The organism is Isoptericola sp. NPDC056605, assembly GCF_042792795.1.
GTDB lineage: Bacteria > Actinomycetota > Actinomycetes > Actinomycetales > Cellulomonadaceae > Isoptericola.
The window spans coordinates 36,923-51,241 of sequence record NZ_JBHTVT010000026.1 but is presented as its reverse complement, the minus strand read 5'-3'; the positions used below and the strand labels follow the sequence as shown (position 1 = coordinate 51,241).

The following is a 14,319-nucleotide window of genomic DNA, read 5'->3' as shown; positions in this document are numbered from 1 at the left end:
TCTGCCCTCCTTCACGTGCGGGCCCGCGCCGATCGCGTGCCGCCTGCGGGGAGCATGGCAGGGGCCGCCCGCGGCGGTCCACGTCTTTTTCGTCCGTAGGGTGCGGGGATGGGGTTCGTACCGGTCGTGGAGGGTGTCCCGGGCGTCGAGGACGTCCTGGTCCGCACCGCCCGGCGGCTGCGCACCACGACCACCCTGGTGCTCGCTCCCGGGGGCGGCGTCGTCGACAACGGTCGCGCGGCGCTCCTGGTCGACCCGGCGTGGGAGGCCGACGAGCTCGTGGCGGTCGCCGACGAGACGAGCGCCCGGGGCGGCCGGCTCGTCGCCGGGTACTCGACGCACGCCCACCACGACCACCTCCTGTGGCACCCGCGTCTCGGCCCCGAGGTGCCGCGCTGGGCGACGGCGCCAGCGGCGCTGGTCGCTCGGCGGGAGCGTCCACGGCTGCTGACGGAGGCGCGCGCCGACGCCGGGAGGTACGGGGGAGCCGGGCACCCGGCCGAGGTGCTCGACCTCCTGGGGCGCGTCGCGCCCGTCCCGGCGGGCGAGCGTGGCGTCCCCGACCCGGACGGTGTCCTGCCGCCCACCGAGCTCGTGGTCCACGACGGCCACGCCCCCGGGCACGGCGCGCTCTGGCTGCCCCGCAGCCGCGTGCTGGTGGCGGGGGACGTGCTGAGCGACGTCGAGCTCCCGCTGCCGCTCGACGAGATCGCGGGCGGCGGCACTGTGGCGAGCACGGTGGCGAACACGGAGGCGGGCTCGGTGGCGGGCTCGGTGGCGGGCTCGGAGGTGAGCACGGAGGCGAGCACAGAGGGCAGCGCGGTGCGCGACGTCGAGCGCTACCTCGCCGGGCTGGACCGGCTCGCGCCGTACGCCGCCCGGTGCGCCGTCGTCGTACCGGGGCACGGGACGCCGACGGCGGACGCGGTGGCTCGCCTCGACGCCGACCGCCGCTACCTCGACGCGGTGCTGGCGGGCCACGCCGTCGACGACCCGCGGCTGGCGCTGCCGGGGGCCGCGGAGGAGGACCGCAGGCTGCGTGCCGCGCTGGCGCGCTGACGCGGGCGTGCCGGTCAGCCGCCGAAGGTGCCGGCCCAGGCGGCCGTGACCTGCTCCCAGACCGGCTGGGTGTCGAAGCCCATCTGTCCCAGGGCGGCCCAGGCCACGCCGACGACCGCGTAGAGGCTGACCGGCGTCATGACGAGCCACTCCCGCCACGACCCGGCGTCGCCGAGGATCGGCAGCGAGAGGTTGCCGCCGTCGCGCCACACGTCGTCGAAGGGCAGCACCCGGTAGCGCCGGACCCAGTAGGGGGAGCGGAACTTCAGCGGCCACAGGAGGGGGACGCCCGCGGTGGTGACGAGGTCTCCGAGCACGTGCACCGTGCAACCGAGGGCGACGGCGAGCGGCATCCAGTTCCACTCCTCGGGGGCGAAGACGGCCACGCACGCGGCGAGGAGCAGCGACAGCGTCCAGGTCCACCAGCGCTTGCCGCCGGTGACCTTCCAGGCGCGCAGCGCGAACGCGATGAGCAGGACGGCCATGACGCCGGGGCCGACCAGGACCTCGCCGAACGTCTCCGTGCTGATCGAGACCATGCCCATCACCCACGCGATCGCGGTGAAGACGGCGATGCCGAGGATGGAGTGGGTGCCGTTGCGGTGCCCGCCGGACACGGTCGCGACGAGCTTGGTGACGCCCTCGGAGACAGGGGGGAGCGAGTGCGCGATGGTGCCGCTGTGGTGATCGGCGTCGGGCAGCAGCGCGGCGCCCGCGCAGACCAGCGCGCCGGTCATCACCCCGACCTCGGAGACCGGGTGCCAGCCGAACGCGAACGGCGCCGTCGACGTGACGGCGACCCAGGCGGCCGCTCCCGACGCGGCGTGGTGCCCACCCATCATGACCTGCGGCGCTCCCGTCCACGGCTGCCGGTTCGCCGCCGTCGTCCCGTTCCTCACCCTTGACCGGTTGGTCCGGGCCGGGCAGGACGCTACACGTCGGCACCGACGCGCGAGCCTGTGACCAGGGACGGGCGTCGCGGTTTGCGAGAGGCCGCCCTCGCCGTGCTATGTTTTTCCCCGCACCGAGACGGCGCTGAGGCGCTGTCGAGGTCCACTCGTCCGGGTGGCGGAATGGCAGACGCGCTAGCTTGAGGTGCTAGTGCCCTTTATCGGGCGTGGGGGTTCAAGTCCCCCTCCGGACACTCGTTGAGACAGCGACGAACCAGCCCCCGGGGTCCACAACCCGGGGGCTTTTTCGTGCCCGGGCACGCGCTCATCTCACCGTCCCGACCCGTGTGGTCCCGACCCGTGTGGCGTAGGCCGCGAGAGCCGCACGGGTCTTGGTCTCCTGGGGCGCACCGAGGTCGACGCCCTGGCTCGCGAGGAACACCTTCGTCTCCGCCGCAGCCTGGAACGCCGCGGCCGGCGCCGCCTTGGCCGACAGCTCGAGGATGCGGTCGCCGTCGGGCAGGAACCACAGCTCGGCGGTCATGGGCCGGGGCAGCCCCGCGGGCGCGAACCGGGCCTTGAGCAGGGTGACGGGGCCCAGCACGCGCAGGTCGTCGAACCCGACGCCGGCCGGGAGGCGCGGCTCGAGCAGAGAGAGCTGCGTCCGGTCGAGCAGGCCGGGCAGGCGACCGACGTCGTCCAGCAGGGCGCGGACGTCGTCGTCGGGGAGCCGGCGCGTGGACGAGCACGAGCAGGTGAACCCGGCCGGCGACGCGTCCACCTCGACCTTGAAGCCGTCGGCCCGCCGCGCGCGGCCGGGGACGTCCGCCGGCAGCATCGGCCGCACCTTCGCGGTGACGTCGCCGGCCTTGCGCTGCGTGCGCCGGGCGCGGACGACGAGCCCGGCGGCGGACAGGTCGAGCGCGGGCGTGTCGAGGAACGCGACCTGGCGGATCGTCGCGTCGAGCGCGTCGATCCCGAGCCGGTCCAGCACGCGGCGATGGTCCGCACCGGGCACGGTGAGCTTCAGCTCGACCGCGTCGACGTCGGGCAGGACGGCGAGGACGGCTGCGAGCGTCTCGGCGTCGTACGCGGGCACCGGCGCGGACGTCGGCGCCGACGGCGCCGACGGCGCCGACGGGTCGAGGATGCTGTGAGGCTGCGGGGACGTCCCGGTCATGGTGGGCTCCTCCTGTCGCCGGGCGACGTGCGTCCATGGTCCGGCGACGGCGGCGCTCGCGCACCGGGCCACCGGTCGGGCGGGAAGAATTCACCCGGGCGGGCGGCACGCGTCGTCCTCCCACGACGGGCGGGCGCCGTGCGGCAGACTGGGCGGACGATCGGCGAGAGGAGCGCACGGGTGGCGAAGCGCACGAGCGAGAACGTCCCGGCCTGGCTGCGGACGTCGGCCGGCTGGTCGTGGAGGCTCATCGCCCTGACCGCGGCGGTCGCGCTCGTGTTCTGGGCGACGGTGCAGGTGCAGCTCGTCTTCGTGGCGGTCTTCCTCGGGCTGGTGTTCGCGTCGGTGCTCAACCCCGTCGCGGACTTCTACGCCAAGGTCATGCCGCGCCCGCTTGCCACCGCGCTCGCGATCCTCAGCGCGTTCCTCGTGCTCGGCGGCCTCCTCACGTACGTCGTCGCCTCCGTGGCCGGGCAGTGGGAGAACCTCGCCGGCCAGTTCGACACCGGCGTGCAGCAGATCCTCCAGTACGTGGAGAGCGGGCCGTTCGGGCTGTCCGTGACCGGCGACCAGATCAACGAGTGGATCGACCAGGGCCGGCAGTGGGTCGCCGACAACGCCGACTCGCTGGTCAGCCAGGCGGCGCAGAGCGCGGGCTCGGTCTTCGAGGGCTTCGCCATCTTCGCCCTGTCGATCTTCTGCACGGTCTTCTTCGTCGCGTCGGGCGGCAAGATGTGGCGCTGGTTCCTGGGCCAGATCCCGGAGGAGCACCGCACCCGGTGGCAGGCCGCCGCGGGGGCCGGCTGGTACAGCTTCTCCGGCTACGCGCGCGGCACCGTGATCATCGCCTTCGTCGACGGCGTCCTGGCGTTCATCCTGCTGACGATTCTCGGGGTGCCGCTCGCGGCCCCCCTGGCCGTGCTGGTCTTCATCGGTGCGTTCATCCCGCTGATCGGCGCGCCGCTGGCGATGATCATCGCGGCCGTCGTCGCGCTCGCGGCCAACGGGTTCGTCACGGCGCTCATCGTCACGATCGGCATCGCGCTCATCGGGCAGCTCGAGGGGCACGTGCTGCAGCCGCTCATCATGGGCAAGCAGGTGGCCCTGCACCCGCTGGTCATCGGCCTCGGGGTCACCGCCGGCACCGTGCTGGCCGGGATCCTCGGCGCGATCATCGCGGTCCCGCTCATGGCGGTCGCGTGGACCGTGTTCTCGACGCTGCGGGGCGACCGGCCGCACCCCGAGCTCGACGAGCCGCCCGGGCCGGGCGACAGGCCGCTCGCCGTGGCCCCGATCCTCGCGTCGCCGGACGCCGCCGCGGCAGGCGGGGCCACCGAGGGATCCGAGGAGACCCCGGACAAATAGCGATGAAGCCGTCGGGCCCGGCGTGCCACGATGCCCCGATGGAGCCGTTCGTCCTCGCCACCGACCGCGTCCGCCTGTCCGTCCCGACCTCCGCCGACGTCGACCGCATCGCCGACATCTGCGCGGACCCCGCGATCGCGCGGTGGACCACGGTGCCGTCGCCGTACACGCGCGACGACGCGGTCGGGTTCGTCGACAGGTTCGTCGCCGACGGCTGGGCCGAGGAGAAGGACTTCACCTGGGCGGTCCGCGCGCCAGGGGCTTCCGACACCCCCGTGCTGGCGATGGTCGGGATCTCGCGGGAGGGCGCGCCGGGCGTGCAGCCCGCGGGCGAGCTGGGCTTCTGGTGCGCCCCGGACGCCAGGGGCCGGGGGCTGATCACCGATGCGGCACGGCTCGTGGTCGACTGGGCCGTCGACCCGGAGGGCCTCGGCCTCGGTGTCGTGCGCTGGCGCGCGAACGTGGGCAACTGGGCGTCACGTCGTGTCGCCTGGAAGCTCGGCTTCCGCTACGAGGGGCTGCTCCGTCGTTTCGGCGCGCAGCGGGGCGTGCTGCAGGATTCCTGGGTGGCGTCGTACGTCCCGGGCGACCCGCGCGAGCCGAACGAGCCGTGGCCCGCGGAGGCCTCGTCGGCCGCCTGACCGGTCGGCTTTGGGCGCGCTCGTCCCCGGACCGTATGCTCCCTGCGCGCAAGGGCGCGGATCGAGGCACGCACGGCGCGCGCCGGGAGCATGGAGGCTGGCGATGGGGCTGGAACGACGGGTCGCGGTGATCGGTGCGGGGCCGTCGGGCCTGGCCGCCGCGCGGGCGCTGGACCGCGCCGGGCTCGCCTTCGACGGGTACGAGGCCCACACGGACGTCGGCGGGCTGTGGGACATCGACAACCCGCGCTCGACCGTCTACGAGTCCGCGCACCTCATCTCCTCGCGCACCACGACGCAGTTCGACGAGCTGCCGATGGACTCCGCGGCCGACTACCCGAGCCACCGCGAGCTGCTGCGCTACTTCCGCGCCTACGCGGACGAGTTCGGGCTGCGGGAGCGCTTCCGCTTCGGCACGCGCGTGACCGCGGTCGTGCCGGCCGACGGCGACGACACCGGCCGCAGCGGCTGGGTGGTGCGGTCCGAGCCCGCCGGCCCGGCGCCGGAGCCGACGGCCGGAGCCGTCGAGCGCACGTACTCGCACGTCGTCGTCGCGAACGGCACGCTCGCCGAGCCGAACGTGCCGACCCTCCCCGGGGAGTTCGCCGGCGAGGTGCTGCACTCGAGCGCGTACAAGAGCGCGGACGTGCTCGAGGGCAGGCGGGTCCTCGTCGTCGGGGGCGGCAACTCCGGCTGCGACATCGCCGTGGACGCCGTCCACCGCGCCGCGTCGGTCGACCTGTCGGTGCGGCGTGGCTACTGGTTCGTGCCGCGCTACCTGCTGGGCCGACCGACCGACACGCTCAACCAGGGCCGGCCGCTGCCCGCCCGGATCAAGCAGGCCGTCGACTCCCGTCTCCTGCGACTCCTCAACGGGGACCCGCGCCGCTTCGGCTTCCCCGAGCCGGACCACAGGATCTACGAGTCGCACCCCGTGGTGAACTCCCTCGTGCTGCAGCACGCCGGGCAGGGCGACCTGCGCGTGCGGGCCGACGTCGACCGGTGCGAGGGCCGGACGGTGCACTTCGCCGACGGCAGCAGCGACGACTACGACCTCGTGCTGCTCGCCACCGGCTACCGGCTCGACTACCCGTTCCTGGACCCGCGCCACCTGGCCTGGTCCGGCCCCGGCTCGGGCACGGCGCCGCGGCTGTTCTGCAACATCGTGCCGCCGTCGGGCAACGGACTGTTCGTCGTCGGGATGCTCGAGGCGTCCGGCATCGGCTGGCAGGGCCGCGCCGAGCAGGCCGAGCTGGTGGCGCGCTACCTCGCGGCCGAGGCGGCCGGCACCGGCGGCGACACCGCCGCCCGCGCGCGGGCCGTGCGCTTCCGACGGCGCCTGACCGAGCCGTGGCCGGACCTGACCGGCGGCTACCGCTACCTCGGGCTGGAGCGGATGAGCTACTACGTGAACAAGGACGCCTACCGCCGCACGGTGCGGCGGCTCGCGGCCGAGCTGGCCCCCGCGCCGTCCGGGGAGGGCACGGCGTGAACATCGACGACGTCGCCGTCCGCTTCGCGCCCGGGTCGATGGTCGCCCTCGACCTCGTGCTCGGCCTCATCATGCTCGGCATCGCGCTCGACACGTCGCCCGCGGACTTCCGGGCGCTGCGCCGCGCGCCGCGGGCGGCCGTGCTGGCGCTGGTCGCGCAGCTCGTCGCGCTCCCCGCCGTGACCTTCGGGCTCACGCTGCTGCTCGACGTGCAGGCGTCGGTCGCGCTCGGCATGATCCTCGTCGCGTGCTGCCCGCCCGGGAACGTGTCCCAGGTGCTGACGCACCGCTCGGGCGGCAACGTGGCGCTGTCGGTCTCGCTCACCGCCGTCGGGAACGCGATCTACATCGTCGCGATGCCGCTCAACCTCGCCCTGTGGGGGTCGCTGCACCCGACGGCGGGCGCGATCCTCACCGACGTGCGCCTGGACGCGGGACAGATGCTGCTCGAGATCCTCCTGGTCATCGGGGTGCCGTTCGCCGTCGGGATGCTCGTGCGCACGCGCTGGCCCGCGCTCGCCGCGCGGGTGCACCGCCCGGTGCGCTGGGTGAGCCTCGTGGCGCTCGTCGGCTTCATCGTCGCGGCGCTCGCGGGCAACTTCGCGGTCTTCGTCGCCTCCATCGGCGTGGTCCTGCTGGCCGTGTTCCTGCACGACGCCGCCGCCCTGGGCCTGGGGTACCTCGCCGGGAGGGCGGGCCGCCTCGGGGCGCGGGAGGTCAAGGCGGTCACGTTCGAGGTCGGCATCCGCAACGCGGGTCTCGGGCTCGGCCTCGTGTTCACGTTCTTCGGCGGGCTGGGCGGCATGGCCGTCGTCGCCGGCTGGTGGGGCGTCTGGGACATCGTGGCCGGGCTGGCGCTGGCGACCGTCTGGGCGCGCCGGACCCGGGCCCGCGCGGCCCGCACGGAGGTGGCGGCATGAGGCGCGTCCTGGTCACCGGCGGCGCCGGGTTCCTCGGGTCGCACGCGGTGGCGGCCCTCGCGGCGCACGACGACGTCGCGCACGTCGTCGCCGGCGACCTGCGCGAGGCCCGGGTGCCCGACGGCGCCGCGTGGGAGCGGCTCGACGTCACGGACCTCGCCTCGGTGCGCCGGGTGATCGACGCGCACGACGTCGACACGGTGGTGCACCTCGCGGCCATCGTGAACCCGGGCACCCTCGACGCCGCGACCGAGCGGGCCGTCGACGTCGACGGCACCCGGAACGTCCTCGACGCCTGCGTGGCGGCCGGGGTCCACCGGGTGGTGATCTCGTCCTCGGGAGCGGCCTACGGCTACCACGCGGACAACCGGGTGCCGCTGACCGAGGCCGACCCGGTGCGCGGCAACGAGGAGTTCACGTACTCGCGCCACAAGCGCGAGGTCGAGGAGATGCTCGCGCGGTACCGCGCCGACCACCCGGGCCTGGGCCAGGTGGTGCTGCGCATCGGGACGATCCTCGGCCCCGGCGTCGACAACCAGATCACGGCCCTGTGGGAGACGCGCAGGCTGCTGCGGGTGCGCGGCGCGGAGAGCCCGTTCGTCTTCGCGTGGGTCGACGACGTCACCGGCGCGGTGGTCGCCGGCGCGACCGGGGCGACCACGGGCACGTTCAACGTGTGCGGCGACGGCGCGATGACCGTGGCCGACATCGCGGCGCGCCTCGGCCGGCCCACGCTGGACGTCCCGGCGTGGGCGCTCGCCGCCGCGCTGCGCGTCGGGCACGCCCTGCGCCTCACGGTGCACGGGCCGGAGCGCGTCGGGTTCCTGCGCTACCGGCCGGTGCTCGACAACTCCCGGCTCAAGGCCGAGCTGTACGAGCCGCGGCTGACGTCGCGCGAGGCGTTCGACACCTGGGTGCGCGGCCGGGGCACGCCGGAGCCGGAAACAGGTGGCCCCCGTGCGGAGGTCGGGTAGCATCGACGCCGTCCCCGCGGCCTCCGCCGCGTGTGAGAGGGGACGGCTCCAGGACGAGAGGCGCACCACAGCGATGACGGGCATCCGGACGACCGCCTAGCGCGTCGACCCCGAGGCTCCCCGCCGCCAGCACGCTCGAGTGCCGGCCCGAGGAGCGGCGTCGACGCACCCGCCGTCCGCCGTTCCCGCACCGCTGGAGTCCTCCGTGCCCGCTACCCATCCCTCCGTCGTCCTGCAGGACGTCACCTTCTCCTGGCCCGACGGGGCCACCCCGATCGCCGGCGTGTCCGGCGCCTTCTCCCGCGGCCGCACCGGCCTCGTCGGTCTCAACGGCGCGGGGAAGTCCACCCTGCTGCGCCTCGTCGCCGGGCGCCTGCGACCGACGTCCGGGTCGATCACCGTGTCCGGCGTCGCGGACTACCTGCCGCAGCGCCTCACCCTCGACACGGACGCCACGGTCGCGGACCTGCTCGGCGTGCGCGACGTCGTCGACGCGGTGCGCGCCATCACCGCCGGCGAGGTGCCCGAGGACCGCCTCGCCGCGCTCTTCGACGTCGTCGGCGACGGCTGGGACGTCGAGGAACGCGCCCACGCCGAGCTCGCCGGCACGGGGCTGCCGTCCGGCGACGGCGTGCTCGACCGCCCGGTCGGCACCCTCTCGGGCGGCGAGGCGATGCTCGTCGCCGTCACCGGTGTGCGGCTGCGCGGCGCGGACGTCGCGCTCCTGGACGAGCCGACCAACAACCTCGACGGCGCCGCCCGCGAACGGCTGCACGAGATCGTGCGCACGTGGCGCGGCGCGCTCGTCGTCGTCTCGCACGACCGGGAGCTGCTCGAGCTGGTCGACGAGACCGCGGAGCTGCGCACCGGCTCCCTCACCACCTACGGCGGCACGTACGCGCAGTACGAGGAGCACCTGGCGGCGCAGCAGGAGGCGGCGCGGGCCGCCCTGCGCGACGCCGAGCAGGTCCTGCGCCGCGAGAAGCGGGAGCGGATCAAGGCCGAGGAGCGCATCGCCCACTCCGAGCGCCGGGGCCGCAAGGACGTCGTGGAGCGCCGCTACGTCAAGGCGGCGATCAACGACCGGCGCAACTCCGCGGAGAAGTCGCAGGCAGCCCGCCGCGGCCAGGCCGCCGGGAAGGAGTCCGACGCCCGGGCCGCGGTCGAGGCCGCGGAGCTCTCCGTGCGCGCCGACGACCGCATCGTCGTCGACCTGCCCGACCCGGACGTGCCCGCGGGCCGGCGCCTCGCCGTCCTGCGCGGCACGGACGGACGCGAGGTCGTGCTCGCCGGGCCGGAGCGCGTGGCGCTGACCGGCCCCAACGGCGTCGGCAAGACGACGCTGCTGGAGCGGCTCGTCGGGGTCGCGCCCGGGGGCACCGACGTCGGCACGGGGGCGGTCGCCGACGCGCTCACCGACCGGGTCGGCTACCTGCCGCAGCGGCTCGACGTGCTCGACGACGACCAGACGGTGCTCGACGCCGTGCGGACCGGCGCGCCGGACGTCGCGCCCGGGGAGCTGCGCAACCGGCTGGCGCGGTTCCTCGTGCGCGGCGACCAGGTGGGCCGCCCGGTCGCGACGCTGTCGGGCGGCGAGCGGTTCCGCGTCACCCTCGCGCGGCTGCTGCTGGCCGACCCGCCCGCCCAGCTGCTGGTCCTCGACGAGCCCACGAACAACCTCGACATCGCCAGCACGGACCAGCTGGTGCAGGCGCTCGCCGCGTACCGGGGCGCGCTGCTGGTGGTGAGCCACGACCGGGCGTTCCTCGACCGGCTCGGACTCGACGCCGAGCTGGTGCTGGCCGCGGACGGGACGCTCGCCGAGCGGCGGTCGTAGCCGCCCGGCGAGCGTCCGTCAGCCGTCCGTCCGGCCGGTCAGGAGCAGGGGAGGGCTCCGTCGCCCGGCGCCTGGCCGGCCCCGACGAAGCCGACCGTCACGCTCTGGCCCGCGCCGACGTGCGCGGTCCACGCCACCGGGGTGACGACGCCGCCCGCCAGCTCGCCGCCCCACATGTTCGTGGAGGTGATGCCGGCGGCGTCGACCTCCCACGTCGCCAGGTCGGCGTCGCCGGCGGTGACGACGATCTGGCCCTGGTAGCCGCCGGACCACGAGCTCGTCGTGGTGTAGGCCGCGGTGCACGCGCCGTCGGTCGTCCCGCCGTCGTCGGTCGTCGTGGTGAAGGAGGCCGTCGGCGTGGGGTCGGACACCGCCCCGGTGTTGTCGTTGCGGGCCCGCACCGTCACCTCGTAGGTCGAGCCGGGGTCCAGCCCGGTGAGGTCGACCATGGGTGACTCGTCGGTCGCCGCGAGGACCTCGCCCGTGGCGGCGTCGAGCACGTCGTAGCCCGTCACGCAGCCGGTACGGGAGACGCCCCACATGAGGTGCGCCCGGGTGGCCCGCACGTCGTGGGCCATGACCTCGCCGGGGACTCCCGGGGCCTCGTCCGGGCAGGCGGGCGGGTCCACGGGCCCGGTGTCGTCGCCGATGCCGCTGACCTCCCCGTCGCCGCCGTCGAACTCCACGTCCGAGCAGCTGTAGAAGTTCTCGCTGCTGTCCGAGCGCACCCAGTGCGTGAAGACGACGTGGCTCCCGGTGCGGTCGGCGGGCAGGGTGACGTCCCAGTAGTAGTAGTTGTCGCCTCCCGGGCCGCCGGTGTCCGGCGGGTCCGTCACGGAGTCGACCAGCTCGAGGTCCGCCCACCCGAGCGGCTGGGTCGGGTCGAAGCCCTCCCTCGTCACGTAGACGTCGAACCGGCCCGGGTGCTCGGCCCAGTTGTTGTGCTGGAACTCGTACGTGGCGCCCGCGGTGAGGTGCGTCGTCGGCCAGTCGGTGCGCGGCGCGTTGAACGCGGAGAAGTCGTACGGTCCCCGGTCGCCGCCGGAGCAGATGGTGCCGTCGGGGATGTACCCCTCGGTGCGGCCGGCGCCGTTCGAGTCCAGGTTGCCGAACCAGTTGTAGTAGGCGTTCGGTCCGCTCTCGGCGAGCGCGTCGGCGCACGCGGGGTTGCTCGGGTCGAGCTGTCCGTTCGGGGTCTGGGCGTCCACCCAGCACAGGTACTGCCGGGAACCGGGGAACACCTCCGCCCCGTGGGCGGCGGCGGGCTGGCCGACGACGGCGACGACGCCGACGGCGGCGAGCACGGCTGCCGCGAGGGATGCCGCGAGTCTTCGCATGATGGTCCTCCTCCTCGAGGTCCGTGGGTGCGTGGGCACGACGGTGGTCCACGGTGCGGACGGCGTCACCCCGGCTAAACGTTTCGCGCACGGGCGCCGGTACGGTGTCGGGGTGACGTCCCAGCCCCTCGCCCCGCGCCCGAGCACGCCTCCCACGACGCCCCCGTCCGCGCACCCCTCCGCCGAGCAGGAGGTGGTGGGCATCTGTCGTGACCTGCTGCGGATCGACACCTCCAACTACGGCAACGGCGAGGGGCCGGGGGAGCGACGGGCGGCGGAGCTCGTCGCCGGGCTGCTCACCGAGGTGGGGCTCGAGGTGGAGCTGTTCGAGTCGGAGCCCGGCCGCACGTCGGTCGTGACGCGGCTCGAGGGCACGGACCCGAGCCGGCCCGCGCTGGTGCTGCACGGGCACACGGACGTGGTGCCGGCCGCGGCCGACGACTGGTCCGTCGACCCGTTCGGCGGCGAGGAGATCGACGGGCTCCTGTGGGGCCGCGGCGCGGTGGACATGAAGGACATGGACGCGATGATCCTGTCCGTCGTGCGGCAGATGGTCCGGGAGGGCCGCCGCCCGGCGCGCGACGTCGTCGTCGCCTTCTTCGCCGACGAGGAGGCCGGCGGCGTGCGCGGCGCGCAGTGGGCCGTGCGGCAACGGCCCGAGCTCTTCGAGGGCGCCACCGAGGCGATCAGCGAGGTGGGCGGCTTCTCCGTCGAGGTCGGCGGGCGGCGTGCCTACCTGCTGCAGACGGCGGAGAAGGGCCTCGCCTGGCTCCGGCTCGTGGCCGACGGCCGGGCCGGCCACGGCTCCCAGGTGAACGCCGAGAACGCCGTGACCGAGCTCGCCGCGGCGGTCGCGCGGATCGGGCAGCACCCGTGGCCGTACACGCTGACCCCGACGGTGGAGAAGCTGCTGCGCGGGGTCTCCGACCTCACGGGGCTGCGGTTCGACGGCGAGGACCCCGCCGCCGTGGACGCGCTCGTCGCGGCGCTGGGCCCGGCCGCGAAGTTCGTGGGCGCCACGGTGCGGCACACGTCCAACCCCACGCAGCTGGACGCGGGCTACAAGGCGAACGTCATCCCCGGGCGGGCCGAGGCCACCGTCGACGTGCGCCTCCTGCCCGGCCACGAGGAGGAGGGGATGGCGACGCTGCGCGAGCTCGCCGGTCCCGCCGTGCGCGTCGAGCCGATCCACCAGGACACCGCGCTCGAGGTGCCGTTCTCCGGCGACCTCGTGGACTCGATGGTCGCCTCCCTCCTCGCCGAGGACCCGGGGGCCGCGGTGCTGCCGTACACGCTCTCGGGCGGCACCGACAACAAGTCGCTGTCGCGGCTCGGCATCACCGGGTACGGCTTCGCCCCGCTGCGCCTGCCCGCCGACCTCGACTTCTCCGGGATGTTCCACGGCGTCGACGAGCGGGTGCCGGTCGACTCGCTGCGCTTCGGCACGCGCGTGCTGGACCGCCTGCTGCGCGACTGCTGAGCGGCGTCGCCGTCGGACGTCCCCGTCAACCGCCCAGCCGGGCGAGCAGGTGGCGCGTCTGCTCGACGTACCCGCCGCCGAAGAGCACGGCGTGCACCGCGAGCGGGTACAGCTGGTGCAGCGGGACCCGCTCGCGCCACCCGGGGGCGAGGGGCCACGCGGCCTCGTAGCCCGCGAGGACCGCGTCGAGGTGCGGCGCCCCGAAGAGCGCCAGCATGGCGAGGTCGGCCTCCCGGTGCCCGCCGTGGGCGGCCGGGTCGATGAGCACCGCCTCGGCGGAGCCTCCCGGGCCCTGCGACCACAGCACGTTCCCGGACCAGAGGTCGCCGTGCACGCGGGCCGGCGCCTCTCGCGCCGCGGGGCCCGCGAGGACGCCGAGCCGACCGCACACCCGCTCGACGGCGGCCGCGTCCTGCGCGGTGAGCACGCCTCGCTCCCGGCCCTGCGCGACGACGGGCCGGAGCCGGGCGTGCGCGTAGAACGCGGGCCAGTCGCCCCAGGTCCCCGCCACCAGGGGCAGGGGGTCGTCGAGCGGACCGAAGTACCCGCGCCCCGCGCCGGGCGGAAGGACGCCGAACCCGGCGGCGCCCGCTCGGTGCAGCACGGCGAGGCGACGGCCCAGGTCGCGCGCGGCGTCGGGCGTGGGGCGCGCCGGGTCGACGCGCTCCAGGTCGAGGTGCTCCGCTCCGTGCTCCAGCACCCGGGCGACCCGCGGGCCGCCCGGCACGGTGAGCCAGCGGAGCCCGGCCGCCTCGGTGGCGAAGAACCCCGGCGGCGCGTGCGCCCGCGACTTGCGGAAGGCGTCGGCCATACGTCCTGACCTGCGTCCTGGCATGCGTGCTGACGTGCCGGCCGGTCAGAAGGTGGCGCTGACCTTGATGATCTTGCGACGCAGCCACACCCGGCGCTCGCCGCCGATGTAGAGGCGGGTGCGCGCCAGCTCCCACCGGCCGTACTCGGCCTCCTCGGTGAGCATCTTGCGCGCGTCCGGGACGCTGGTGCCCCGGTCGATGGTCAGCACGCGGTACTCGTACTGTCCGTGCTTGCGCCAGGCGGACGGCGCGCCGGGGCGCGCGTCTGCCTGCGACGTCGACGGGATCGAAGCCATCCGCTGTTCCTCCCGAAGTGCTGGCGGGCGGTTTTC

Annotated in this window: 13 protein-coding genes and 1 tRNA gene; 9 read left to right on the top strand and 5 right to left on the bottom strand. The window is 75.0% G+C overall.

The features are described from left to right. Positions 1-108: 108 nt before the first annotated feature. Positions 109-1,059 carry an MBL fold metallo-hydrolase gene (locus ACFQ8Y_RS20245; protein ID WP_430586552.1) on the top strand — a complete coding sequence of 317 codons (951 nt, stop codon included), beginning with the start codon at positions 109-111 and terminating at the stop codon, positions 1,057-1,059. Between the two features lie 14 nt (positions 1,060-1,073). On the opposite strand, the gene ACFQ8Y_RS20240 is transcribed toward ACFQ8Y_RS20245, so the two are convergent. After that, the gene (locus ACFQ8Y_RS20240; protein ID WP_430586551.1) at positions 1,074-1,958 is read right to left on the bottom strand and encodes a metal-dependent hydrolase; all 885 of its coding nucleotides are present in this window, start codon (positions 1,956-1,958) and stop codon (positions 1,074-1,076) included. Between the two features lie 160 nt (positions 1,959-2,118). Here ACFQ8Y_RS20240 and ACFQ8Y_RS20235 point away from each other — a divergent pair. Beyond that, positions 2,119-2,203 (top strand) — tRNA-Leu (locus ACFQ8Y_RS20235). 71 nt (positions 2,204-2,274) lie between these two features. On the opposite strand, the gene ACFQ8Y_RS20230 is transcribed toward ACFQ8Y_RS20235, so the two are convergent. Then, positions 2,275-3,129 (bottom strand): hypothetical protein, encoded by an 855-nt coding sequence (locus ACFQ8Y_RS20230; protein WP_430563738.1) that lies wholly within the window; start codon positions 3,127-3,129, stop codon positions 2,275-2,277. Positions 3,130-3,309: 180 nt separating this feature from the next. Here ACFQ8Y_RS20230 and ACFQ8Y_RS20225 point away from each other — a divergent pair, with 180 nt between their 5' ends. From ACFQ8Y_RS20225 to ACFQ8Y_RS20200, 6 genes are all read left to right on the top strand, one after another. Continuing rightward, positions 3,310-4,494, top strand: coding sequence for an AI-2E family transporter (locus ACFQ8Y_RS20225; protein WP_430551828.1), 1,185 nt, complete (start codon positions 3,310-3,312; stop codon positions 4,492-4,494). Positions 4,495-4,532: 38 nt separating this feature from the next. Next, positions 4,533-5,135 (top strand): GNAT family N-acetyltransferase, encoded by a 603-nt coding sequence (locus tag ACFQ8Y_RS20220; protein ID WP_430551829.1) that lies wholly within the window; start codon positions 4,533-4,535, stop codon positions 5,133-5,135. 103 nt (positions 5,136-5,238) lie between these two features. Beyond that, complete coding sequence (locus tag ACFQ8Y_RS20215) at positions 5,239-6,627, top strand: flavin-containing monooxygenase (protein WP_430586550.1); 1,389 nt, start codon at positions 5,239-5,241, stop codon at positions 6,625-6,627. After that, on the top strand, positions 6,624-7,547 hold the full coding sequence (locus tag ACFQ8Y_RS20210) for a bile acid:sodium symporter family protein (protein ID WP_430586549.1): 924 nt from the start codon (positions 6,624-6,626) through the stop codon (positions 7,545-7,547). Before ACFQ8Y_RS20215 ends, ACFQ8Y_RS20210 begins: the two co-directional genes overlap by 4 nt. Then, on the top strand, positions 7,544-8,521 hold the full coding sequence (locus ACFQ8Y_RS20205) for an NAD-dependent epimerase/dehydratase family protein (RefSeq protein WP_430586548.1): 978 nt from the start codon (positions 7,544-7,546) through the stop codon (positions 8,519-8,521). Before ACFQ8Y_RS20210 ends, ACFQ8Y_RS20205 begins: the two co-directional genes overlap by 4 nt. 205 nt (positions 8,522-8,726) lie before the next feature. After that, the gene (locus tag ACFQ8Y_RS20200) at positions 8,727-10,358 is read left to right on the top strand and encodes an ABC-F family ATP-binding cassette domain-containing protein (RefSeq protein WP_430586547.1); all 1,632 of its coding nucleotides are present in this window, start codon (positions 8,727-8,729) and stop codon (positions 10,356-10,358) included. Positions 10,359-10,396: 38 nt separating this feature from the next. Here ACFQ8Y_RS20200 and ACFQ8Y_RS20195 read toward each other — a convergent pair whose 3' ends face one another. Continuing rightward, positions 10,397-11,695, bottom strand: coding sequence for a lytic polysaccharide monooxygenase (locus ACFQ8Y_RS20195; protein ID WP_430586546.1), 1,299 nt, complete (start codon positions 11,693-11,695; stop codon positions 10,397-10,399). Between the two features lie 112 nt (positions 11,696-11,807). Here ACFQ8Y_RS20195 and ACFQ8Y_RS20190 point away from each other — a divergent pair, with 112 nt between their 5' ends. Next, positions 11,808-13,175: a M20/M25/M40 family metallo-hydrolase gene (locus tag ACFQ8Y_RS20190; protein ID WP_430586545.1), complete on the top strand. Its 1,368-nt coding sequence runs from the start codon at positions 11,808-11,810 to the stop codon at positions 13,173-13,175. A gap of 25 nt (positions 13,176-13,200) precedes the next feature. Here ACFQ8Y_RS20190 and ACFQ8Y_RS20185 read toward each other — a convergent pair whose 3' ends face one another. Then, entirely contained in the window at positions 13,201-13,986 is a 786-nt protein-coding gene (locus ACFQ8Y_RS20185) for a fructosamine kinase family protein (protein ID WP_430586544.1), read from the bottom strand. 45 nt (positions 13,987-14,031) lie between these two features. Beyond that, positions 14,032-14,283, bottom strand: coding sequence for a DUF5703 family protein (locus ACFQ8Y_RS20180; protein ID WP_430551837.1), 252 nt, complete (start codon positions 14,281-14,283; stop codon positions 14,032-14,034). Between the last annotated feature and the right edge of the window lie 36 nt (positions 14,284-14,319).